Raw genomic sequence first — 20,527 nt, 5'->3', positions numbered from 1 at the left:
TAACTATTAATTAACTGTCATCAAGTTCATACCTCCCGTTTATGGTAAATGAATATGCGCACAATTCGCGTGACCCGTGGCGGGCGCATCGCCCAACGGGCGGTGGAACCATCCGACCCCGACCACCACCTCCCGCCGCGACGCAGCCGGCGCGGCTCCCCGACCGACGCTCCCGGCCGACACTCCCGCACCACACCGTGCGACGTGCACGTTCACTGAGCGCGCCGACAGGCGTGGAGCGAGCCGGCCACCCCGGCGGCGGCCGACACCCGGGACCGTCCGCCCCGGCCCGTGCGCCGGCTTCGGACGACAGCAACCGGTTGGCGCGATATTCCCGGGACACCCCGAAAGCCGGACCCATCAGCAATTTTCGCGACGCCACCCCCGGGCATCCTGCGGCACCTCCGAGCCGCCACCCAGCGCCCCGGCCGACCCCCCGGGCAGTTCAATAATCCTTAACAACCAGTACCACGACATCGACCTACGTAATACGTTAGCCTCGTCACCACGTTACGCCCGGAACTGCGGACCCACCCCCCTGTTCATCAGCCGTCCACACCACACCCATCGGCCCGTGATGCCCGTGTCGACAATTTCCTATTTCCGTCGTACGAGGCACCCCGGGCGACCGGTGCTGCGATTCCGCGCGTCACGTCGATTATCCATTCGCCCTGGTCGAGAGCGGTCTGCCCACTCCCCGTCCCGGCTGACGCCACCTCGACCAGCATTCACGGAGAGGACCACCGTGCGACGTCGACCACTCCTGCCGTCACGACTTCTGGCCGCATTCGGCACGCTGATTCTGCTACCCGTTCTCGCCACCCCGGCCAGCGCCGACACCCCGTCCGAATCGATACGGCTGCTCGCCAAGGCCGCCGCCGACGAGTGTTTCGCCGGTGTCGGGGTCGACTACCCTCCGGGGCCGCCCTGCGCCGAGGGACAACCCAAGGTCAACCAGTCGTACGTCTGGGGGCTCGCCCAGGCCGGCCGCCGGCTCTGGTTCGGCACCGGAGCGAACGTGCTCTGCCTCAAGCCCAAGGGCTACCAGGTCCGGGAACCGATCCTCAACGACGACTACGTCTGCGAGTTCAACCAGAGCCAGCCGGCCCGGAACAATCCGGCCTGGCCGGCCACCCTCGGCGACCACCGCGCACCCGAGGTCTACACCTACGACCTGGCCACCGAACGGCTCACCGAGCGCACCGCCGACATCACGTCGGCCTCCCCGGCGGACGCCAACCTGTTGAACACCACGGCCGGGCTGCGCAGCGCCGCCGCCCACCAGGGCGTCGTACTGCTCGCCGGCCCCAGCGTGCTCGGCGGGGTGAACGTGTTCGCCTTCGACGGCATCACCGGCCGGTACCTCGGCTCGACCAACCTCTCCGCGTACGAGAACATCAGGCACTGGGTGGTCGCCGCCGGCGTGCTCTACGCCGGGGTCGGCGTGGGCATCAACGGCGGCGAGGCGGGCAAGGTGCTGCGCTGGACCGGCGACCGCACCACCCCATTCAGCTTCACCGAGGTCGCCGACCTGCCCACCCAGGTCGCCGACCTGACCGAACACCAGGGCCGGCTCTACGTCTCCACCTGGCCGAAGGCGGTCGTCGAGGGCTCCGTCGCGCCGTCCCCGGTCAGCACGGTGGCCACCGCCCCCGGCGACAGCGGCACCCCACTCGCACCCCCGGCCGAGGACGTCAACGACCTGGCCAGCATCTGGCGGAGCCCGCTGCTCGCCGTCGGCACCCCCGGCCTCAACCCGGAGGACGCCGGAAACTGGACGCAGGTCTGGTCGGCCGCCGAGTACGAGCCGGACCCGGTGGTCCGCCGGGCGTACGCCCTCGGTGGGCTCGCCTCCTTCGGCGGCCAGCTCTACTGGGGCACCATGCACGTGCCGCTGCAGGCGACCGCCCTGCACGTCTCGGTGTACCCGCCGCGCACCCCGGCGCAGCTCCAGGCCACCGTGCAGAACACCCAGCGGGCGTTCGCCGTCTTCCGGGGCCAGAACCTCGGCGGAGCCCACGAACGGATCGAGACGCTCTACGGCGAGTCGACGCTGCCGGCCTTCGACCCGGCCGCGAACAACGGCGTGGGCGCCTGGGCGCCGGCACCCACCGGCGTGACCCCGGTCTACGGCGGTTCCGGCTTCGGCGACCCGTTCAACCTGTACGCCTGGAAGATGGCGGTGGCCGGCGGCCGGCTCTACATCGGCACCATGGACTTCGCCTACATCTCGCTGGAGGGGCAGATGCCGACGCCGCCGGCCGGTGCCACCACCACCCCGCCCACCTTCGGCTCGGACCTCTGGGCGTTCGACGGGTCGGACCAACCCGCCCGCGCGGTCGACACCGGAGGCTTCGGCAACCCGCTCAACCAGGGGGTACGCACGATGATCGTGGACGGGACCACGCTCTACGTCGGGATGGCGAACCCGATGAACCTGCGTACCGACCCGACGCCCGGCGTCCCCAAGGGGGGTTGGGAGCTGATCCGGGTCAGCCGCCGGTGACGCCGGCCGGCTGACCGTGGCCCGGCGGCCCGGGGTTCCACCGGCCGCCGGGCCGCACCGCCCGCACGCCACCTGCCCGCACGGGTGTGGCGCGCGGATCGGGGGTCACCCGGCGGCACGTCGCCCACCGGGCGAGGTGCCGCCGGGCGGGCCCGGGGCCGTCACGGGGTGGCGAGGGCCTCGGTGGGCGAGAGCCGGCTGGCCCGGATCGCCGGGTAGAGCCCGGCCAACGCACCGATGGCGATGGTCGCCCCGATACCGCCGGCCACCACCCAGAGCGGCACCACGGTCGGCCACCCCTGCGAGCTGGCGTAACCGGCGGTGACCAGGCCGCCGAGCAGCACCCCGCCGACGCCGCCCAGGGCGGACAGCAGCAGCGACTCGGCGAGGAACTGGGTCCGGATCTGCCCCCGGGTGGCGCCCAGCGACCGCCGCAACCCGATCTCGGCCCGCCGCTCGATCACCGAGATGACCATGGTGTTGGCCACCCCCACCCCGCCGACCAGCAACGCCACCGCGCCGAGCCCGAGCAGCAGGCCGGTGAACGCCTCGTCGGTGGCCTGCTGGGCGGCGAGCGCGTCCGACGGCCGGGAGACCTGGATCTCGTTGGACTGCTCCGGGTTGGCCGTCGCCGCCAGCACCGCCCGGACGGCCTCGACGTGCTGCTCGGCCGAGCGGGTGTAGATCCGGGTCGGATGCCCGTCCAGGCCGAGGTAGGTGGTCGCGGCCGACCAGCCGACCAACGCCGACGAGTCGAGTTCCGGGGCGAGCGGGACCGGCCGCAGGATGCCGATCACGGTGAACCACCGCCCGTCGACGTACACCTGGATGTCGGGCCCGGCCGCACCGAGGCCGAGCCGCTGCGCGGCCACCGACCCGAGCACCGTGGCCGGATACCGCGCGGTGGCCTCGTTGAGCCAGGTCCCGCTGGCCAGCGAGCCGCCGACGGTGTCGAGCAGGTCCAGCTCCACCGCCTGGGTGCCCAGGCCGCCGGTCTGCGCCTCCGGAATCCGGTCCGACCGGTAGACCGGGGTGTCGGCCAGTTGCGCGGTGGCCGACACCTGGCGTACCGGGGCGATCCGGCTGATCATGCCGACCGCCTCGACCGGCAGTTGGGCGTCCGCGCCGAACAGGGTGCTGCCCGGCGCGACGGTGAGCAGGTTGGTGCCCAGGGCGGCCAGCGTCCGGTCCAGGTCGGCCCGGGACGACGACGAGATGCCGACCACGCTGATCATCGCCGCGATGCCGATGGCGATGCCCAGGGCGGACAGGAACGCCCGCAGCGGCCGGGTGCGTAGTCCCACGCCGCCGACCCGCAGCACGTCACGCGGGCTCATCCGGGCCGGGCGCAGCCGCTCCGGCCGCCCGGCGTCACCCCGACGTCGCGCGCCGGTCGGCCGCACCGGTGTCGTGGTCATCGCAGCACCCCTTCGGTAGGCGCGGCGGAGTCCGCCACGATCAGCCCGTCGCGCATCTGCACCTGCCGGGGCAGGCTCGCCGCGATCTCCCGGTCGTGGGTGATCACCACGACGGTGGTGCCGGCCGCGTGCAGTTCGTGCAGCAGCTCCATCACCCCCGCACCGGAGCTGGAGTCGAGGTTGCCGGTCGGCTCGTCGGCCAGCAGCAACGGCGGTTCACCGACCACCGCCCTGGCGATCGCCGCCCGCTGCCGCTCGCCGCCGGAGAGCTGGTGCGGCCGGTGGTCCAGCCGGTGCCCCAGGCCGACCCGTCGCAGCGCCGCCTCCGCCCGCCGCCGCCGCTCCCGCCGGGGCACCCCGGCATAGAGCAGGCCGTCCGCCACGTTCTCCACCAGGGGTACGCCGGCAGCCAGGTGGAACTGCTGGAACACGAACCCGATCCGGCTGGCCCGCAACGCGGACAACTCCCGGTCGGACAGCCGGGCGGCGTCGTACCCGTCGATGTGGACCGCGCCCGAGCTGGGCCGGTCCAGCGTGCCGATCACGTTGAGCATGGTGGACTTCCCCGACCCGGACGGGCCGACGATGGCCACCAGGGCACCCCGGTCGACGGTCATCGACACCCCGCCGAGGGCGGCGACCGTGTCGCCGTACCGTTTGGTGACGTCGCGCAGCTCGACCACGTGGTCGGGGCCGGCGGGCCGGGCCGGCTCAGTCACCGGGCATCCCCACGGTCAGCCCCGCGGTGACCCCCTCGCCGGAGACCTCCACCCGACCGTCCGCGAACAGGCCGGTGCGCACCGCGACGATCCGGGTGCCGGTGTCCTCCACCACCTGTAGCCCGTAACCGCCCTCGGCGAGGGTGAGCAGCGCCGCGACCGGTACGGAGAGCACGTCGGCGCGTTCCGAGGCGATCAGGCCGAGATCCACCGCCGCCTTGTCGTAGCCGGCCAGCACCTTCGGGTCGTCCCCGGTGACGGTGACCTCGATCTTGGTCTCGGTCTCCGGGTCCTTGCCGGACGCCGCCGTCGTCTGCACCACCGTCTCGACCGTGTCGACCCGACCCGTGCTGCGGGTGCCGTCCGGCAGGGTGATGGTCACCTTCGCGCCCTTGCGGGCCAGCCGCTGGTCCTCGACGTCCAGGGTGCAGGTGACCAGCCGGGCCGTCCCGGTGGTGGACAGCACCACCTTGCCCGCGCCCACCGTGTCGCCCACCTCCACGCCGTGGCTCTCCACCCGCACCTCGCCCGGGGCGTAGACGATCCGGGCCGGTTCGACCTGACCGGTCTCCGGCAGGCCCAGGTCCTCCTGCCAGTCGCGGACCGCGTCGGCGGTCGCCGAGGTGAAGTCCTCGTCGACGTCGAAGCCGGTGTGCCCGAGCGCGGCGAGGTTCTGCTCGAACTGCTTGACGTCGGTGCCGCTGACCCCGGAACGCAGCATCCGGTACGCGGGCAGGCTGCCGTAGAGCAGCACCACCGGCTCGTCGTCGATCCGGTAGAGGGCCTTGCCCCGCTTGACCGTCGCGCCACCCGCGGCGAGCCAGGTGACCGTCCCGGCCAGCCGGCTCTCCCGGGCGCGCGGGGTGCCGTACCCCAGCTCGCCGTTCTTGGTCTCCCGGTCGACCAGGGTCTGCCGGGTCACGGTGGCGGTCGCCGGCGGCCGGTCCACGGCGGCCGACCGGTCGGCCTGGCCGTCGGTGGCGGAGGTGACCGCCACGACCGCCACCGCCACCACCAGCAACGCCACCGCACCGAGCAGGACCCCGGCGCGTGGGCGTCGCCGCCGGGCCGGTGGCTCGTCGGGTGCGGTGGCGGTCGACTCGACGGGTCGGGCCGTGGTGCTCATGACGTCCTCCGGCGTTCACCGAGGTTGGGCATGATCTCCCGACACTTGTCGAACGCGGCCCGCACCTTCGGGTCCTTCAGGTCGATGTTGGCCTTGCCGGGCTGGATGCGCCCGTCGGCGGACGGGTCCGGGAAGTCCGGCACGCCGTTCTCCCGCATGCAGCCGGCCAGCTTGCGGACCTGCTCGGTCTGTTCGGCGTCGAGCTGCCGGGGTTGCCCGCCGTTGGGGGCGTACTCGCGGCACTCCTGGAGCGCCGCCTGCACCTTGCCCAGGTCGATGTCCGCCCCCGAGTCGAACCGTGGCCCCTTCTGCCCCGGCTCCGGGTCCGGCACGTCGAGGCCCTGTTCCCGCAGGCACGTGGTGAACTTGAGCTGGCGCTGCTCGTCGCTCAGCCCGGCGGCGGACACCGAGGGCTCCGCGCCACCACCACCGGCGGTGGCCACCCCGGGGTCGTCGTCGCCGTCGGACTGGCAGCCGCTCAGGGCCAGGGCCGCCACCACCGGCAGGGCCAGCAGCAGGCTCAGCGGATTTCGTCGCATCGTCGGTCTCCCTTCCGGCCGGCAGAGAGCCGGCATTAGGGATAACTCAACTCCTCAGGCGGTATCCAGGGCATAAGCGGTGGCGTTAACGCGGTGGTTATCCCGGCGTAGGCGAGGATGGAACGGTGCGCGTACTGGTGTGCGAGGACGAGAAGCTGCTCGCGGACGCGATCGCCGAATGGCTCCGCCGGGAGTCGTTCGCGGTCGACGTCGCGTACGACGGCGACGCGGCCCTGGAACGGATCGGCGTCAACGGCTACGACGTGGTCGTCCTCGACCGTGACCTGCCCGTCGTGCACGGTGACGACGTGTGCCGGGCACTGGTCCGGGCCGAACGGGACACCCGGGTGCTGATGCTGACCGCCGCCGCCGCCGTGCGGGAACGGGTCGCCGGCCTGGCCATCGGCGCCGACGACTATCTCACCAAGCCGTTCGCGTTCGTCGAGCTGAGCGCCCGGGTGCACGCGCTGACCCGGCGTACCCGCCCGGCCGCCCCGCCGAAGCTGAGCCGGGCCGGGATCGTCCTGGACCCGGCCCGCTTGCAGGTCACCCGGGACGGGAACTTCGTGCCGTTGTCCCGTAAGGAGTTCGGCGTGCTGGCCGAGCTGCTGCGCGCCGACGGCGCGGTGGTCTCCGCCGAGGACCTGCTGGAACGCGCCTGGGACGAGCACATCGACCCGATGACCAACGTGCTGCGGGTCACCGTGATGAAGCTGCGGCGCAAGCTCGGCGACCCGCCGGTCATCGAGACGGTGCCCGGGGTGGGATACCAGATCCGATGAGGAAACCGACCATCCGGGCCCGGCTGACCCTCATCTACGGCGGCCTGTTCCTGCTCGCCGGCACGGTGCTGCTCGCCGTGACGTACGTGCTGGTCGACCAGCGGCTCGCCCATGGGCTCGGGTTCAACCTGCGCGGCAGCGGCGGCAATGAGTCGGTCTCGCTGCCGCAGGGCACCCAGATCAGCGCCAGCCAGGCCGAACACCTGCGCACCATCGTCCGACAGGTGCAGGACGACGCCCGCCGCGACGCCCTGGACTCGCTGCTCACCCAGGGCGGGGTGGCACTGGCCGTGGTGACCATCGCCGCGGTCGCCTTCGGCTGGCTGGTCGCCGGCCGGGCGTTGCAGCCGTTGCAGCAGATCACCGGCACGGCCCGCCGCATCGCCGGCGCCGACGGCGCGGGCCGGGGGCTGCACGAGCGGATCGCCCTGGTCGGGCCGACCGACGAGGTGAAGGAGCTGGCCGACACGTTCGACCTGATGCTCGAACGCCTCGACCGGTCCTTCGACGGGCAACGGCGCTTCGTCGCCAACGCCTCACACGAGCTGCGTACCCCGCTGGCGATCAACCGGTCCCTGGTGGAGTTGGCGATCACCAGGCCGGACGCCTCACCCGAGGTCCGGCAGCTCGGGGAGACCCTGCTGGCCGTCAACGAACGTCACGAACGGCTGATCGACGGGCTGCTCACCCTCGCCGACTCGGAGAACGCGCTGGCCGAACACGCCGAGGTGGACCTCGCCGAGATCGCCGGGCACGTCGCGGAGCAGACCGGCCGGTCCACCACGCTCGCCGTCACTCGCGAACTGGCCCCGGCGCGTACGGCCGGCGACCCGGTGCTGCTGGAACGGCTCACCCAGAACCTGGTGGAGAACGCCGTCCGGCACAACGTCGACACCGACGGCTGGCTCTCGGTCGCCACGGCGGTGGTCGACGGTCGGGCCACCCTGACCGTCAGCAACAGCGGGCCGGTGGTGCCCGGGTACGAGATCGAGACGATGTTCCTGCCGTTCCGCCGGCTCAACCGGGAACGGGTCGCCGGTCAGCGGGGCTTCGGCCTGGGGCTGTCCATCGTGCGGGCGGTGGCGCGGGCGCACGGCGGGACGGTGCGGGCCGTCCCCCGCCCCGACGGCGGCCTGGTGGTCACCGTCTCCCTCCCCACCACCGGCTGACCCGACTCCAAAGCTCCCAACCCGCTCCCTCGTGTCAGGCATCACGCGTTGCCCGTGTCGCGGACGAACACTCCCCGACCGGGCGCACCGACGACCACACCCCGGTCACGCAGCAGCGCCACCGCTCGCGCAGCCGTGGAGAACGAGACGGAGTAGAGATCCGCGAGCTGCGAGTAGGAGGGCAGCTTGGCCCCCGGCTCATACTCGCCATCCCTGATCCGGCTGGTGATGTCGGCGGCAATGTCGGTATAGCTCAGCGGAATCGCGGGCATGGTGATCCTCCCGGGTTGGCAATCCCATCTGATCACGTTCTGCGACTTCACCTCAAGCGCTTGGTTGACCTATGTCACTAGGCGCAATAGCATGGGACCGAGCCACCCGGGTTGGCACCAGGGCCGGTTCACCCTCCGGGAGAACACCCGGACAGGGCCGGGGCAGGGCGTACGGATCGACTGGAGCCCCTTCCAGGTTGGTCGGCGCGCTGCCCCGGCACCCACGTAGGCAGAGGAGACACGGTGGAGACGAGTACGGAGGTGCCGGTCGCCAGCGCGCTACGGGCGGCCGAGCAGGTCGCCGCCGAGCTGCGGGAGACGTACCTCGGGGTGGCCGCCGGGGTGGTGCTGCTGGAACGCGTCGGCGCGGGATGCACCCACCCGGCGCTCCGGCTGGCCCGACGCAGCGGCGGTGACGCCCTCGACCTGGCCGCCGAAGTCGACCAGCAGGTCACCGACGGGATACGCCGGCTGCGGGTCGCCGCCGGGCACGTCGAGCCGGGCACCATCGGCGACCTCGTGGAGACGCTGGATACCGTCCGTGGCCGGTGGAGTGCGGCAGCCGATCGGATTCGACACCTCCCGGGCCGGGTCACCGCCGCCGGCCAGCAGCTCCGCGACGCAGCCCCCGCCGAGGCCACGCCTACCGACTCCACCGGGGGCACCACCCCACCGGGGCGACACGACACCGAGACGACCACGCGGCAGTGGCGATACGCCGCCGAGCAGCTCGACCTGATGGCCGAGTGTCTGGCCGCTGCCGTCGCCGCACTGGGGTCGTACACCGACGGGTTGTCGGGTGCGGCACCCCGACCGGCCAGGAAGGGCGACACAGGATGATCTATCGAGCCGGGCGGCGGCTGCTGCCGCAGCACGTCCGCACCGTCACCTTCGGCACCCGTCGGTGGCGTGGTCTCGACCCCGAGCAGGTGTACGCCTTCCTCGACCAGGTCGCCGACGAGTTGGAACGGGTCACCCGGGACCTGGCGACCGCCACCACCGAGGGCGAGCGCATCCGGGTGGCGCTGCGACGGTGGGGATCAGGGCACACCGACTGCCGCCGGACGAGAGCCGCCCGGAACAGGTGGTGGCCACGATGACCGACCCGTGCTGGATCATCCACCTGCCGACCAGGCTGACCAGCGTCGACGAGGTCGCCGCCCTGGCGATGGCGTTGCGTCGCTCGCTCGGGCACGTGCTCGCCGTCGACTTCGGCGAGACGACCCTGTCGCCGGAGGACCGGCAGTCCGTGCGTACCCGGGTCTGGTGCGACGCCCCGCTCGGCGGCCCCGGCCGCTGCGGTCGCACCGCCGGCCACGACGGCGGGTGCGCCCCGACGGCGGAATGATCGACTCAACGGGGCCGATGTCGCGGTGTCCGCCGGCGGCGATAGCGCAACATCGACCCCGTTGCTCCACGGCGAGCGGGCGGGGGTCAGCTGGTGACGTCCTTGCGGGTGAAGCGCCAGAAGGCCAGTCCCCAGAACAGGGTGGCGTAGCTGACCGCCGAGATCGCGCCCCGGACCACGTCGTCGGTCTGCATCGGGGTGGACAGCAGGCCCAGCCAGGCGCTGCTGTAGTGGGTCGGCAGAAAGTCGCGCAGCACCCCCAGCGCGGTGATCTGGTCCAGGATGCTGGACAGGATCCACAGCAGCACCGCGCCACCGACCGCACCCAGCGCGGCATCGGTGACCACCGACAGCAGGAACGCCAGCCCGGCCACCACCAGCAGCACCACCGCCAGATAGCCGAGCACCGCCAGCAGCCTTACCAGCCCCTCGGTCGGGGTCAGCTCGGCGGCGACCTGGCTGGTCAGCGGCGACCAGCCGTAGCGCAGGGTGCCGGCGAGCAGGGCCGTACCGGCCAGCAACAGCAGCGCCAGCCCCGAGTACGCCAGCGCCACCAGCAGCTTCACCGTCAGCAGCCGGGCCCGGGGCACCGGCACCGCCAGCAGGTACCGCAGGCTGCCCCAGCTCGCCTCGCTGGCCACCGTGTCACCGCAGAACAGCGCCACCACCACGACCAGCAGGAACGACGCCGACACCAGGATCGAGAAGAGGGTGAAGTTGAGCCCGCCCGAGGTGGCCAGGTCGGCGAGGCTGGCGAACTCGCCCCGGCCCCCGCCGTCGTCGTCCCCGGAGTCGAACTGGAACGCCACCAGGATGATCAACGGCAGCAGCACCATGAACCCGAGCGCCAACTGGGTACGCCGCCGCGACGCCTGCCGGCGGAACTCCGCCCCGAACGGCAGGGTCGCCCCCGGCCGGTAGCCGGCCGCCGCCCCACCCGACCCGAACTCCCCCACCCCCGACGGGGAACCCACCGAAGAACCTGCCATCACCGGTCACCGCTTCCCCGAGAGTTCTCGCCCACCAAAGCGAGGAACGCATCCTCCAGGCGACGCCGTGGCACCACCCGGTCCACCCCGATCCCGGCCCGGACCAGCTCGGCCACCACCTCGCTGCGGGCGGTCCCGTTCGTGTCCACCACCAGAGCACCGGCGTCGTCGGCGGTCAGCACCTGCACCGCGTCGAGGCGGCCCAGCACCTTCCGCGCGGCGGCCTGGTCGGTCACCTCGAACAGGGTGCTCGGCGACTCGCCGACGATCTCCTCCACCGGGCCGGACGCGACGATCCGGCCCTTGTTGACCACCACCGCGTGCGTGCAGGTCTGCTCCACCTCGGCCAGCAGGTGGCTGGAGACCAGCACCGCCCGGCCGTCGGTGGCGTACCGCTGGAGCACCCGGCGCATCTCGGCGATCTGCGGCGGGTCCAGGCCATCGGTCGGCTCGTCGAGCACCAGCAGCTCCGGCAGGCCCAGCATGGCCTGCGCGATGGCCAGCCGCTGCCGCATGCCGTGGCTGTAGTTCTTGGTCCGCCGGTGCACCGAGTCGCCCAGGCCGGCGATCTCCAACGCCTCGTCGAAGTGCGCGTCGGCCCACGGCCGCCCGGTGGCCCGCCAGTACGCCTTCAGGTTGTCCAGGCCGGACAGGTGCGGCAGGAAACCGGGCCCCTCCACCAGCGCGCCGATCCGCGACAGCACCGGCGAGCCGGGCACCAGCCGGTGCCCGAAGACGTAGATCTCCCCGGCGGTCGGCTGGGTCAGCCCCATCAGCACCCGCAGGGTGGTGGTCTTGCCCGCGCCGTTCGGGCCGAGCAGCCCCATCACCTGACCGGGGTGCACCTCGAAGTCCACCCGGGACACCGCGACGAACCCGTCCGCGTACTCCTTGCGCAGGTCGCGGACGGCGAGCGGGATGCCCGCGTACTCGGGGTGGACGGAGTCGTCCTGGCGGCGGTGCCGGCGGCGGACCACGGCGACGACCACGACGAGCCCGACCAGGATCGCGGCCAGCAGGCCGACCAGCACCCAGCGCCACACCGTGGCGGTGGTCGGGATCGGGGTGGCGGTGACCGTCGGCAGGCTCACCGCCCCGTCGACCGCCACCGTGTAGACGGCCGGCGCGGTCGGCGTGGTGTACGCCTGGTCGGCGGTGGCCAGCACCACCCGCAGCCGGTGCCCGGCCTCGACCCGACGGACGATCGCCGGCAGGGTGACCTGGACCGGCTGCGCGGCGTCGATCGTGGCCGGCAGCCCGGTCAACCGGATCGGGGCGACCAGCCCGTCGGGCAGCGTCGCCGCGCCGGCCGGGTCGACGTCGTAGAGCTTGGCGAACAGCACCGCCTCGCCGGTCGCCGACGCGGCCCGGACGGTGACGGTGGGCGCGCCCACCACGTCCACCGCCTCGGCCAGCGGCGTCGACTCGAACCGGGCGTGCTGGCCGGGCACGTCGCCGGCCACCCCGTCGAGCAGGGAACCGAGCGAACCGGCGAACGGGATCGCCGAGATCGCCGCCGGGTTGCCGTTGGGCGGGTTCGCGACCGGCTGCGCCGGCCCGGTGACCGGCACCTCCCGCCGGGCGTCCCCGGTCACCCCGGGATAGTCGGCGGTGCGGTAACCGGTGGCGACCAGTCCCCGGTCGAGGGCGTCGAAGCCGGCGATCCGGGAGAACGTGAAGTCGTCACCGGGGGCCGCGCCGGTGCCCTTGACGTAGTGGTCCAGCCACTGCACGGTCAGGTACTTCACCCGGTCGGAGTCGCTGGTCGGCCCGGTGCCGCCGTCGTGGCCGCCGGTGAACCAGGCCACCCGCACGGGGGTGCCGGCGGCGGCGATGCCACGCGCGTTGGCGTCCGCCTCGGTGAGCGGGAAGAGGGTGTCCGCCTCGCCCTGCACCAACAGGGCGGGGGCCTTGATCCGGCCCAGCACGTCGGCCGGGGAGGAACGCCGGAGCAGGTCCACCGCCGCCTGGTCGGCCCGCCCGGTGGTGGCGATCCGCAGGTACGTGGCACAGACGTCGGCGGCGAACCGGCCGCAGGACGGGTCGGCGGCGGCCCCGGGGGCGCGCGGCGACCGGCTGCCCGGCCCGTCGCCCGGCTGCGGGCCGGGCGCACCGGCCGACGCGGGAGCGCCCTCCGGCTGGACGGCGGCGGTGTTGCCGGAGAGCCCGGCCGGCCCGGAGCCGGCGCTGCCGCCGCCGCCGAAGAAGATGCCGGCCCAGCCCTTCTTGAAAACGCCCTCGGTGGCCGGCTTGCCGGTGCTCTCCGGCAGGAAGGCGCGGGACAGGTCGTTCCAGGTGATCATGGGGACGATCGCGTCGACCCGGGGGTCCTGCGCGGCCAGCAGCAGGGCCAGCCCGCCGCCGTACGAGCCACCGACCACCCCGACCCGGGGGTCACCGGCGGTGTCGGTACGCACCTCGGGGCGGGCGGCCAGCCAGTCCAGCAGCCGCTGGGCGTCGCGTACCTCGTAGTCGGGGCTGTCCAGGTGGATCTGCCCGCCGCTGCGGCCGAAGCCCCGCGCGGTCCAGGTCAGCACCGCGTAGCCCTGCCCCACCAGGTCCTCGGCGTCGGCGCGGACGGAGTCCTTCGTACCGCCGAAGCCGTGCGCCAGCAGCACCGCCGGTGCCTTCCGGTCGGCCGACGCGCCCTCGGGCAGGTAGAACGTGGTGTCCAGGTCGACGGGCTCGTCACCGGCCGGCCCGGAGCGCACGGTGAGCATGGTCGACTCGGTGCGGAAGTCCGGCCGGTCCGGCCAGACCGCCCAGCCGACGACCGCCGCCAACAGGACGACGACCACCGACGCGGCGACCGCTCGACGACCGGTGGGCAGGGCACGGCGAAGCCGGGCGGCCGACAACGGCGATTTCATTCGGCTCACGGTACGGCCCGGAAGCTGAGCGTTGGCTGAGATCCGCCGTACGTCCGTCCTGGCCAGCCGATCGGCGATCGGCGGAGGCAAACCGCACAAGGTCACCCGGCGTTCACGCAGAACGAATTCGGATTACGTGAATTCACGCGTAAGGCGCGATATCGCTATGGAAACGAGCATGTCACCGTGACAACAGTACGCAGCGTCACGAGAAGGTCAATCTTGCGTCACATCACTCGAAGTGACGCAAAACTGACCCGCGTAGACCTCCGACCAGGGATCACCCGTCGATTAGGTTCTCGGTCCGACGCACGGGACCGAACTGTCACGCCATCCCCGACCCCCTGCGCCGCCGCCGGAGGAGACAACCATGACCGTTCCCGCCTCGCGGGTCCGTCGACGGCCCAGGACACCGGGCCGCCTGTTGCCGCTGTTACTCGCCACTGCGCTGCTGCTGCCGGTGGCGTTCCTCGTCGTACAGGGCCACCAGCTCGTGGACACCGACCGTGAGCTGGCCGAACGGGAACGGCTCGGCGTCGAGTACCTGCGCGCCCTCGGCCCGGTCACCGAGGCGCTGGTCGACGCGCAGACCGCCGCCGTCGCCTCCCGCCCGGTGCCCCGCGACGCCCTGGACCGAGCCGTGGAGGCGGCCGCGGCGGTCGACGCCCGGGTCGGCGGCGAACTGCGCAGCACCGAACGGTGGGCCGGCCTGCGGGCGAAACTGGAGGGCCTGCCCAGCCGGTCGCTCACCGACCCGGAAACCGCCTTCACCGCGTACGGCGAGGTCACCGACCTGCTGCTCGCCCTGCACGGCAAGATCCGCGAAACCTCCGGCCTGATCCGCGACCCCGGCTCCGACTCGTACTTCCTGCAGGACGGCGTCGGCGAGGAGATGCCGGAGGCGACGGTCGCCGCCGGACGCCTCGTCGACCTGGCCGTGCTGGCACAGCGACGCCCCGCCGCCGACCAGGCCCGCACCGTGGGTGAGCTGGCCACCCTCCGGTTCGCCGCCCTGCAACCGGCCGGTGACCTGGTCAACGACCTTCAGACGGTGGTCGACACCTCGGAGAGCGCCGACATCGGCGCCGACGTGCTCACCCCGTTCGACAAGTACCAGCGGGCCGTCGAGGCCCTGGGGGCGCTGTCCCAGCCCCGGGGCCGGACCCAGGAGCTGGACGTGGCGAAACTCGCCGCCGCCCGGACCCAGGCGCAGACCGCCGCCCGGGAACTCCAGCCGGTCCTGCTCGACGAGATCGACCGGCTGCTGCGGCAGCGCATCGACCAGCTCGACCGCGACGCCCTACTGATCCTCGCCGCCGGTGGGGTGGCCGGGCTGCTGCTGGTGGCGCTCGGCGCGAGCGGTTGGCTGCCGACCCGCCGCCGCGAACGCCCCACGGGCCGGGGCAACCCACCGGGCGGAGAGCCCGCCGACGCCACCGCGCCCACCCCATGGGAACCGCCGACGCCGCCCGGTCGCCTGCCCGCCGGGCCGGTGCTCCAGCCGGCCGGCCGGGGCACCGAACCCGACAGGTGGAGGCCCTTCGATGCTGCTCGGTAGGCTGCGGATCCGGGGCAAGCTTGCCCTGCTGGTGGTCGTCCCGCTGCTCTGCATGGCCGGGCTCACGGTGCCGGTGGTCTGGGAACGCGCCACCGAGGCCCAGCGGGCCGGCGACACCGCCGACCGGGTCCGGATCGCCAGCCGGGTCGGCACGATCCTGCAACACCTCCAGCAGGAACGCCTGCTCGCCGTCGGCCTGCTGCTCGGGCAGGTCCAACGCACCGACCTCGTGCAAAAGATCGCCGAGGTGGACGACCGGGTCGCCGACCTGCGCTCCGACCTCGGCGACGACCTGCCCGCCGAGGTCGACACCGCCCTCGACGGGGTACGCCAGCTGGCCACGCTGCGGACGGCGGCGGTTGCCGGGCAGACCGGCCCCGACCAGCTCATGGCCGGGTACGGGCCGGTGAACACCGCCCTGATCGACTCGCTGCGACTGCGGCTCAACGCGGACACCCGCACCCCGGCCGGACGACAGGTGCTCGCCCTGGACGGCCTGCTGCGCACCGGCGAGAGCCTCAGCGCCGGGGCCACCCTGATCGTGCTGGTCGCCGCCCGACCCAACGCCCAGACCGTCACCGCCTACGTGGCCAACTTCGCCGTCCTCTCCGACGAGAGCGCCAGGCTCCAGGCCCTGGTCACCCCCGAGCAGCTCGACCTGCTCACCCTGGAGGAGATCGCGGTCGCCAACCGCACCGGGCCGAACTTCATCGACCAGAGCGCCGTCGACCCGGCCACCGCCATCGGCGCACTGGACGTGGCGACCCTCTTCCCCACCGTCGGCTCGATGATCACGCTAGGCCAGTTCGTCGAGAAGAAACTGGCCGCCGACGTCACCGCCGAGGTACGCGCCGACCGGCAGGTGGCGCTCGCCGGGGCGTACTGGGTGACGCTGCTGATGGTGACCATCCTGATCGCGGTCATCCTGCTCACCATGGCGGTCGGCCGGGCGGTGGCCCGACCGCTCACCCGGCTCACCCGTTCCGCCGACCGGGTCGCCCGGGTCGCCGAGTCCGAACTGGTCCGGGTCGCCGACGACGAGTCCGAAACCACCCCACCGGTACGCCTCGACCCGGTCGACGTGGGTGCCCGGGACGAGATCGGCGACCTGGCCCGCGCCTTCGAACGGGTGCAGAACACCGCCGCCCGGCTGGTGGAACGGCAGGTGGCCAGCCGCCGCAACGTGGCCCAGATGTTCGGCCACGTCGGGCGGCGTACCCAGAACCTGGTCGGCCGGCAGATCGCCCTGATCGACCGGCTGGAGCAGCAGGAGACCGAGCCGGGCCGGCTGGAACACCTGTACCGGCTCGACCACATCTCCAGCCGGCTGCGCCGCAACGCGGGCAGCCTGGTGGTGCTCTCCGGCGCGACCGGTGACGACGCGCACGTCGCACCGGTCCCGGTCGCCGACGTGGTCCGGTTGGCCCTCGGTGAGATCGAGGACTACACCCGGGTGGACGTACAGGTCCCGCCGGAGGTCGTCGCCGCACCGGCGATCGTCGGTGACCTGGTGCTGACGCTGGCCGAGCTGATGGAGAACGCCACCGTGTTCTCCCCGCCGCACACCCGGGTCGTGGTCACCGCCGAGACGACCGACGACGGCGCCCGGCTGGCCGTCATCGACCAGGGCATCGGGATGAGCGGGCAACGGCTCGCCGAGGAGAACGCCCGGTTCACCCGCCGGGAACGGCTGGACCTGGCCCCGTCCGAGGTGCTGGGGCTCTTCGTGGTGGGTCGGCTCGCCCGCCGGCACGGCTGGACGGTGGAACTCGCCGCCACCCCGGGCGGCGGGGTGACCGCCAGCCTGGCGCTCCCCGGCTCCGCCCTGGCCCGCCCCGCGACCGGGCGTGGCGGGGAACCCGTCAACCGGGTCGCGCTGCCGTCGCGGGAACGACCCGTGACGACCCCGCCGGCCGGACTGCCGACGCGGGAACGACCCGGACCGACCGGCCCGGCCACCGGGCCCGGCACCGACGTCCCCCTGCGGACCGGCCGCACGCCGGTCGTGCTCGACGCCGGTCCGGCCCGGCCGACGGTCGACGCGGCGTCGGCCCGGCCGGTGGTCGACGCCACGGCGCTGCCCGGGTTCGATCCCACGCTGCTCAGCAAGGCGACCAGGAGCATGGCGGCCACCGGCCCCTGGGACGCGTTCAGCACCGCGCCGGCCGACCAGGAGCCGTCCCGTACCTCCGGCGGCGACCCGGACGTGGCCCGTCCCACCGGCGAACCGGCCGGTACGACGACGGTGCCGCCGGCCCGGGGCACCGCCCCGGTGGCCGACGCGCCCCGCCCGGCGGTCCCGCAGGCCGTCGGACTCCCCACGGTGGGGCAGACCACCGCGCCCACGGCGGACCGACCGGCCCCGCTGCCCGGCATCCGGCAGCGGGTCCCCGGGGCCAGCCTGCCCCGCACCGCACCTGTCGTCGGGCCGGTCGACGGCAGCCGGGCCGACCCGGACGCCGCGCGGGCCCTGGTCGAGCAGTTCCAGTCCGGGGTGCACCGGGCCGAACAGGCCGGGCCGACCGCCGCGCCCGTCGCCGCCCGACCCGCCGCCACCCAGCCCGCTGCCACCCGACCCCCTGCGGCCCAGCCCTCCGCCGAACCGGCGGTGCCCCGGCTGACCCGGCGGATCCCGGGCGCCAACCTGGTCGTCTCACCGCCCCGGCAGGCACCCAGCCAGAATCCGGGAGATCCGGGCGAGGTCCGCGATCTCATCAACGCGTTCGAGACGGGCGTCGCCCGCGCTCTGCGCGAAGTCCGCACCGACCACCGCACTGAAGAAGGAACGACACGGTGACCAGCCCGCACGTACACGAGAACGTCGACTACCAGAACCATCCCGCCGGGGACCTCAGCCCGGAGGCGCGCACGTTCAACTGGCTGTTGGACTCGTTCACCTCCAGCACCGCCGGCGTCCTGGAGGCCATCGCGGTCTCCTCCGACGGGCTGCTGATGGCCATGTCGTCGATCAAGGACCGGTCCAACGCGGAACGCCTCGCCGCCGTCGTCTCCGGCATGACCAGCCTGGCCGGGGGTGCCGCCAGCTGGTACGCCCTCGGCGGGCTCAACCGGGTGATCGTGGACATGGCCGACGGCTACCTGCTGATCACGGCGATCAGCAGCGGTTCCGTGCTGGGCGTGATCGCCGACCGGTCGGCGAACCTGGGCACCGTCGCGTACGAGATGACGCTCTTCGCCGGCCGGGCCGGCGGCGCGCTGACACCGAGACTCATCGCCGAGCTGAAGAACGCCGTTCAGCAATGACCCGGGACGCCGCCGGCGAGGAACCGGAACCCGAACCCATGGTCCGGGTCCGCCCCTACCTGCGGATTCCGATCGGCGACGCGACACCGACGCCCGCGCCCGAGCCGGAGGCCGACCGCCCGGCCAGCCCTCGTCCGTTCGTGCTGACCGCCGGGCGGGTGGCCGGCGCGGACCCGGCGATCGGCCTGGAGACCCAGGTCACCGCCCGGTCCGGGCCGGGCCGGGCCGCCGCCGTGGCGGCCCTGCTGGCCCCCGAGTTGCAGGCGATCGTCGCCCTGTGCGGCGAGCCGATCTCGGTGGCGGAGATCTCCGCCCGGATGCGGCTGCAACTCGGCGTGACCCGGGTGCTGGTCGGTGACCTGCGGGCCGCCGGCCATCTCGACGTGCACGTCGGCGTCGTCGACGACGCATTTGACCCCGACCTCATCCTGCGAGTGATTGATGGACTCCGTGCGATCTCCTGAATGGCCGGTCGCCCCGCTCGGCGGGCTCGCCGCGAACAGTGCCTCCGCCCGCTACGGACAGCCCGTGGGCGGCCCTCCGACGGTGCCGCAGCACCTGGGCGCGCCACCGCCGTACCGACCACCGGCGGCGTCGGCGACACCGACGACGGACACCCGCAGCGGCCCGCCGACCGCTCCGCCGATCCCGGTCAAGCTGCTCATCGCCGGGGGGTTCGGAGTGGGCAAGACGACCACGGTCGGTGCCATCTCCGAGATCGCTCCGCTGACCACCGAGGCCGAGATGACCAGCGCCGGGATCGGGGTGGACGACCCGGGGGCCCGCAGCGGGAAGACCACCACCACGGTGGCGATGGACTTCGGCTGCGTGACCATCGACCGGAGCCTGAAGCTCTACCTGTTCGGCACGCCCGGCCAGGACCGGTTCGGTTTCATGTGGGACGACCTGGCACGGGGCGCGCTCGGCGCGTTGGTGGTGGTGGACAGCTCCCGGCTGGACGACTGCTACCCGGCGATCGACTTCTTCGAGCGGGCCGGCCTGCCCTTCGTGGTCGGGGTGAACACCTTCGACGGCCGGCTGACCCACGAGCTGGGGGCGATCCGGTGGGCGCTGGCGATCGGTGACCACGTGCCGCTGGTGCAGTTCGATGCCCGGGAACGGCTGTCGGTGCGGGACGCCCTGCTGGTCGTCCTGGACCGGGCGCTGGACCGGGCGGTACGGGAGAAGGGCGCCTGACCGAACCGACGCCCGGTCGTTTCATCGGAGAGGGGGACGTGATGAGGGGTGGTCTGGACGAGACACTGGCCCGGTTGGCCCGCCGTGAGGAGGCCCGTCGCCGCCGGTCGGCCGATCCGGAGGCCGACGACGGTGGACCGACCCTGGCCTTCGGGGCCACCGGCCACCCGCCCACCACCCCGGCCAGCCCTGGGCCGGGAGCGACGCAACAGGCACGCCCGGGGCCGGCCGCCACCGAGCCGACGCGCTCCGCGCCGGGATCCGCGACGCCGGCGGCCGGCGAACTGGCCCGGACCGGGTCCGGGTGGGCCGGGCCGGTGCCCGCCGCCGACGGCGACCCGGTGGAGGAGGTGGCCGAGGCCGTCCGCCGGGTGGTGGCCGCCCGTCCCGGGCTGACCGTGGTGCTGCGTGTCGAGTACGCGGGACGCACGTACCCGCTGCGCATCGAGCAGGCGCAGCCCACGGCCCGTAACGAGCGGCCGGGCACCGGGCCCCGCACCGAAGGACCGGAGAACGGGGCACGCAACGGGCGGCCGGAGGTCGGGGCACGGGCGGGTGTCGACCCATCGGCCGCCCCGCCGCCGGCCTGGCCGCTGGCCGACCGGACTCCGCCGGCGTGGACACCGGCCCGGGAGATGCCGGGTGTCGATCCGGCCGCCCGGCTCGCCGAGTTGATCAGGCGGGACCCGACGCTGCTCGACAGCGACACCTGACGGTACGACCGGGGCGCGGGACCCCGCGTCACCGGCCGGCCGGGCGGCTGGCCTGGG

19 protein-coding genes are annotated in these 20,527 nt (G+C 73.4%); 12 read left to right on the top strand and 7 right to left on the bottom strand.

The genetic code is table 11. The features are described from left to right. The first annotated feature begins 745 nt into the window (after nt 1–745). Entirely contained in the window at nt 746–2,506 is a 1,761-nt protein-coding gene (locus tag ACN267_RS27440; RefSeq protein ID WP_281902481.1) for a hypothetical protein, read from the top strand. A gap of 161 nt (nt 2,507–2,667) precedes the next feature. Here ACN267_RS27440 and ACN267_RS27435 read toward each other — a convergent pair whose 3' ends face one another. The 4 genes from ACN267_RS27435 to ACN267_RS27420 all read right to left on the bottom strand — a co-directional run bounded on the left by ACN267_RS27435 (nt 2,668) and on the right by ACN267_RS27420 (nt 6,308). Then, complete coding sequence (locus ACN267_RS27435; protein WP_204958156.1) at nt 2,668–3,843, bottom strand: ABC transporter permease; 1,176 nt, start codon at nt 3,841–3,843, stop codon at nt 2,668–2,670. Between the two features lie 77 nt (nt 3,844–3,920). Beyond that, nucleotides 3,921–4,607, bottom strand: a complete 687-nt coding sequence (locus tag ACN267_RS27430) for an ABC transporter ATP-binding protein (RefSeq protein WP_204958155.1) — start codon at nt 4,605–4,607, stop codon at nt 3,921–3,923. A gap of 28 nt (nt 4,608–4,635) precedes the next feature. Continuing rightward, nucleotides 4,636–5,769, bottom strand: a complete 1,134-nt coding sequence (locus ACN267_RS27425; protein WP_204957546.1) for a peptidoglycan-binding protein — start codon at nt 5,767–5,769, stop codon at nt 4,636–4,638. Further along, nucleotides 5,766–6,308: a hypothetical protein gene (locus tag ACN267_RS27420; RefSeq protein ID WP_204957545.1), complete on the bottom strand. Its 543-nt coding sequence runs from the start codon at nt 6,306–6,308 to the stop codon at nt 5,766–5,768. Before ACN267_RS27420 ends, ACN267_RS27425 begins: the two co-directional genes overlap by 4 nt. A 125-nt stretch (nt 6,309–6,433) precedes the next feature. Here ACN267_RS27420 and ACN267_RS27415 point away from each other — a divergent pair, with 125 nt between their 5' ends. Next, the gene (locus ACN267_RS27415; RefSeq protein WP_204957544.1) at nt 6,434–7,090 is read left to right on the top strand and encodes a response regulator transcription factor; all 657 of its coding nucleotides are present in this window, start codon (nt 6,434–6,436) and stop codon (nt 7,088–7,090) included. Further along, nucleotides 7,087–8,259 carry a sensor histidine kinase gene (locus ACN267_RS27410; RefSeq protein ID WP_204957543.1) on the top strand — a complete coding sequence of 391 codons (1,173 nt, stop codon included), beginning with the start codon at nt 7,087–7,089 and terminating at the stop codon, nt 8,257–8,259. The genes ACN267_RS27415 and ACN267_RS27410 overlap by 4 nt, the downstream gene beginning before the upstream one ends. A 41-nt stretch (nt 8,260–8,300) precedes the next feature. Here the strand turns inward: ACN267_RS27410 and ACN267_RS27405 are convergent, their stop codons facing one another. Beyond that, nucleotides 8,301–8,531 (bottom strand): winged helix-turn-helix domain-containing protein, encoded by a 231-nt coding sequence (locus tag ACN267_RS27405; protein ID WP_357536374.1) that lies wholly within the window; start codon nt 8,529–8,531, stop codon nt 8,301–8,303. A gap of 243 nt (nt 8,532–8,774) precedes the next feature. Here ACN267_RS27405 and ACN267_RS27400 point away from each other — a divergent pair, with 243 nt between their 5' ends. Genes ACN267_RS27400 through ACN267_RS27390 form a run of 3 tightly spaced genes read left to right on the top strand, consistent with a single transcriptional unit; the run spans nt 8,775 to nt 9,879 of the window. Then, entirely contained in the window at nt 8,775–9,371 is a 597-nt protein-coding gene (locus ACN267_RS27400; protein WP_421489980.1) for a hypothetical protein, read from the top strand. After that, nucleotides 9,368–9,631: a DivIVA domain-containing protein gene (locus ACN267_RS27395; protein WP_204957539.1), complete on the top strand. Its 264-nt coding sequence runs from the start codon at nt 9,368–9,370 to the stop codon at nt 9,629–9,631. The genes ACN267_RS27400 and ACN267_RS27395 overlap by 4 nt, the downstream gene beginning before the upstream one ends. Continuing rightward, on the top strand, nt 9,628–9,879 hold the full coding sequence (locus ACN267_RS27390) for a hypothetical protein (protein WP_421489979.1): 252 nt from the start codon (nt 9,628–9,630) through the stop codon (nt 9,877–9,879). Before ACN267_RS27395 ends, ACN267_RS27390 begins: the two co-directional genes overlap by 4 nt. An 86-nt stretch (nt 9,880–9,965) precedes the next feature. Here ACN267_RS27390 and ACN267_RS27385 read toward each other — a convergent pair whose 3' ends face one another. Both ACN267_RS27385 and ACN267_RS27380 read right to left on the bottom strand, forming a co-directional pair. Continuing rightward, the gene (locus ACN267_RS27385) at nt 9,966–10,868 is read right to left on the bottom strand and encodes an ABC transporter permease (protein WP_421489978.1); all 903 of its coding nucleotides are present in this window, start codon (nt 10,866–10,868) and stop codon (nt 9,966–9,968) included. Further along, nucleotides 10,868–13,738 carry an alpha/beta fold hydrolase gene (locus ACN267_RS27380; protein WP_421489977.1) on the bottom strand — a complete coding sequence of 957 codons (2,871 nt, stop codon included), beginning with the start codon at nt 13,736–13,738 and terminating at the stop codon, nt 10,868–10,870. Before ACN267_RS27380 ends, ACN267_RS27385 begins: the two co-directional genes overlap by 1 nt. A 370-nt stretch (nt 13,739–14,108) precedes the next feature. Here ACN267_RS27380 and ACN267_RS27375 point away from each other — a divergent pair, with 370 nt between their 5' ends. The 6 genes from ACN267_RS27375 to ACN267_RS27350 are packed head-to-tail and all read left to right on the top strand — an operon-like array spanning nt 14,109 to nt 20,470. After that, on the top strand, nt 14,109–15,296 hold the full coding sequence (locus ACN267_RS27375) for a hypothetical protein (protein WP_204957535.1): 1,188 nt from the start codon (nt 14,109–14,111) through the stop codon (nt 15,294–15,296). Further along, nucleotides 15,283–18,093 carry a nitrate- and nitrite sensing domain-containing protein gene (locus ACN267_RS27370; RefSeq protein WP_421489976.1) on the top strand — a complete coding sequence of 937 codons (2,811 nt, stop codon included), beginning with the start codon at nt 15,283–15,285 and terminating at the stop codon, nt 18,091–18,093. Before ACN267_RS27375 ends, ACN267_RS27370 begins: the two co-directional genes overlap by 14 nt. After that, nucleotides 18,090–18,560 (top strand): roadblock/LC7 domain-containing protein, encoded by a 471-nt coding sequence (locus ACN267_RS27365; protein WP_067305308.1) that lies wholly within the window; start codon nt 18,090–18,092, stop codon nt 18,558–18,560. The genes ACN267_RS27370 and ACN267_RS27365 overlap by 4 nt, the downstream gene beginning before the upstream one ends. Next, entirely contained in the window at nt 18,557–19,024 is a 468-nt protein-coding gene (locus ACN267_RS27360; RefSeq protein WP_204957533.1) for a DUF742 domain-containing protein, read from the top strand. The genes ACN267_RS27365 and ACN267_RS27360 overlap by 4 nt, the downstream gene beginning before the upstream one ends. After that, nucleotides 19,002–19,757: a GTP-binding protein gene (locus ACN267_RS27355; RefSeq protein WP_204957532.1), complete on the top strand. Its 756-nt coding sequence runs from the start codon at nt 19,002–19,004 to the stop codon at nt 19,755–19,757. Before ACN267_RS27360 ends, ACN267_RS27355 begins: the two co-directional genes overlap by 23 nt. Before the next feature lie 41 nt (nt 19,758–19,798). Then, on the top strand, nt 19,799–20,470 hold the full coding sequence (locus tag ACN267_RS27350; RefSeq protein ID WP_421489975.1) for a hypothetical protein: 672 nt from the start codon (nt 19,799–19,801) through the stop codon (nt 20,468–20,470). The last annotated feature ends 57 nt before the right edge of the window (nt 20,471–20,527 follow it).

The sequence above is a fragment of the Micromonospora sp. WMMD734 genome (assembly GCF_049178975.1).
Taxonomy (GTDB): Bacteria; Actinomycetota; Actinomycetes; order Mycobacteriales; family Micromonosporaceae; genus Micromonospora; species Micromonospora wenchangensis.
This window is presented reverse-complemented; position numbering and strand designations above follow the sequence as displayed.

What these genes read in the sequence shown, in the direction of transcription:
- ACN267_RS27390 (WP_421489979.1), top strand. Translation starts at nt 9,628, where the DNA reads ATGACCGACCCGTGCTGGATCATCCACCTGCCGACCAGGCTGACCAGC.
- ACN267_RS27425 (WP_204957546.1), bottom strand. Translation starts at nt 5,769, where the DNA reads ATGAGCACCACGGCCCGACCCGTCGAGTCGACCGCCACCGCACCCGAC.
- ACN267_RS27355 (WP_204957532.1), top strand. Translation starts at nt 19,002, where the DNA reads ATGGACTCCGTGCGATCTCCTGAATGGCCGGTCGCCCCGCTCGGCGGG.
- ACN267_RS27385 (WP_421489978.1), bottom strand. Translation starts at nt 10,868, where the DNA reads ATGGCAGGTTCTTCGGTGGGTTCCCCGTCGGGGGTGGGGGAGTTCGGG.
- ACN267_RS27405 (WP_357536374.1), bottom strand. Translation starts at nt 8,531, where the DNA reads ATGCCCGCGATTCCGCTGAGCTATACCGACATTGCCGCCGACATCACC.
- ACN267_RS27410 (WP_204957543.1), top strand. Translation starts at nt 7,087, where the DNA reads ATGAGGAAACCGACCATCCGGGCCCGGCTGACCCTCATCTACGGCGGC.
- ACN267_RS27395 (WP_204957539.1), top strand. Translation starts at nt 9,368, where the DNA reads ATGATCTATCGAGCCGGGCGGCGGCTGCTGCCGCAGCACGTCCGCACC.
- ACN267_RS27420 (WP_204957545.1), bottom strand. Translation starts at nt 6,308, where the DNA reads ATGCGACGAAATCCGCTGAGCCTGCTGCTGGCCCTGCCGGTGGTGGCG.
- ACN267_RS27360 (WP_204957533.1), top strand. Translation starts at nt 18,557, where the DNA reads ATGACCCGGGACGCCGCCGGCGAGGAACCGGAACCCGAACCCATGGTC.
- ACN267_RS27350 (WP_421489975.1), top strand. Translation starts at nt 19,799, where the DNA reads ATGAGGGGTGGTCTGGACGAGACACTGGCCCGGTTGGCCCGCCGTGAG.
- ACN267_RS27435 (WP_204958156.1), bottom strand. Translation starts at nt 3,843, where the DNA reads ATGAGCCCGCGTGACGTGCTGCGGGTCGGCGGCGTGGGACTACGCACC.
- ACN267_RS27370 (WP_421489976.1), top strand. Translation starts at nt 15,283, where the DNA reads ATGCTGCTCGGTAGGCTGCGGATCCGGGGCAAGCTTGCCCTGCTGGTG.
- ACN267_RS27380 (WP_421489977.1), bottom strand. Translation starts at nt 13,738, where the DNA reads ATGAAATCGCCGTTGTCGGCCGCCCGGCTTCGCCGTGCCCTGCCCACC.
- ACN267_RS27375 (WP_204957535.1), top strand. Translation starts at nt 14,109, where the DNA reads ATGACCGTTCCCGCCTCGCGGGTCCGTCGACGGCCCAGGACACCGGGC.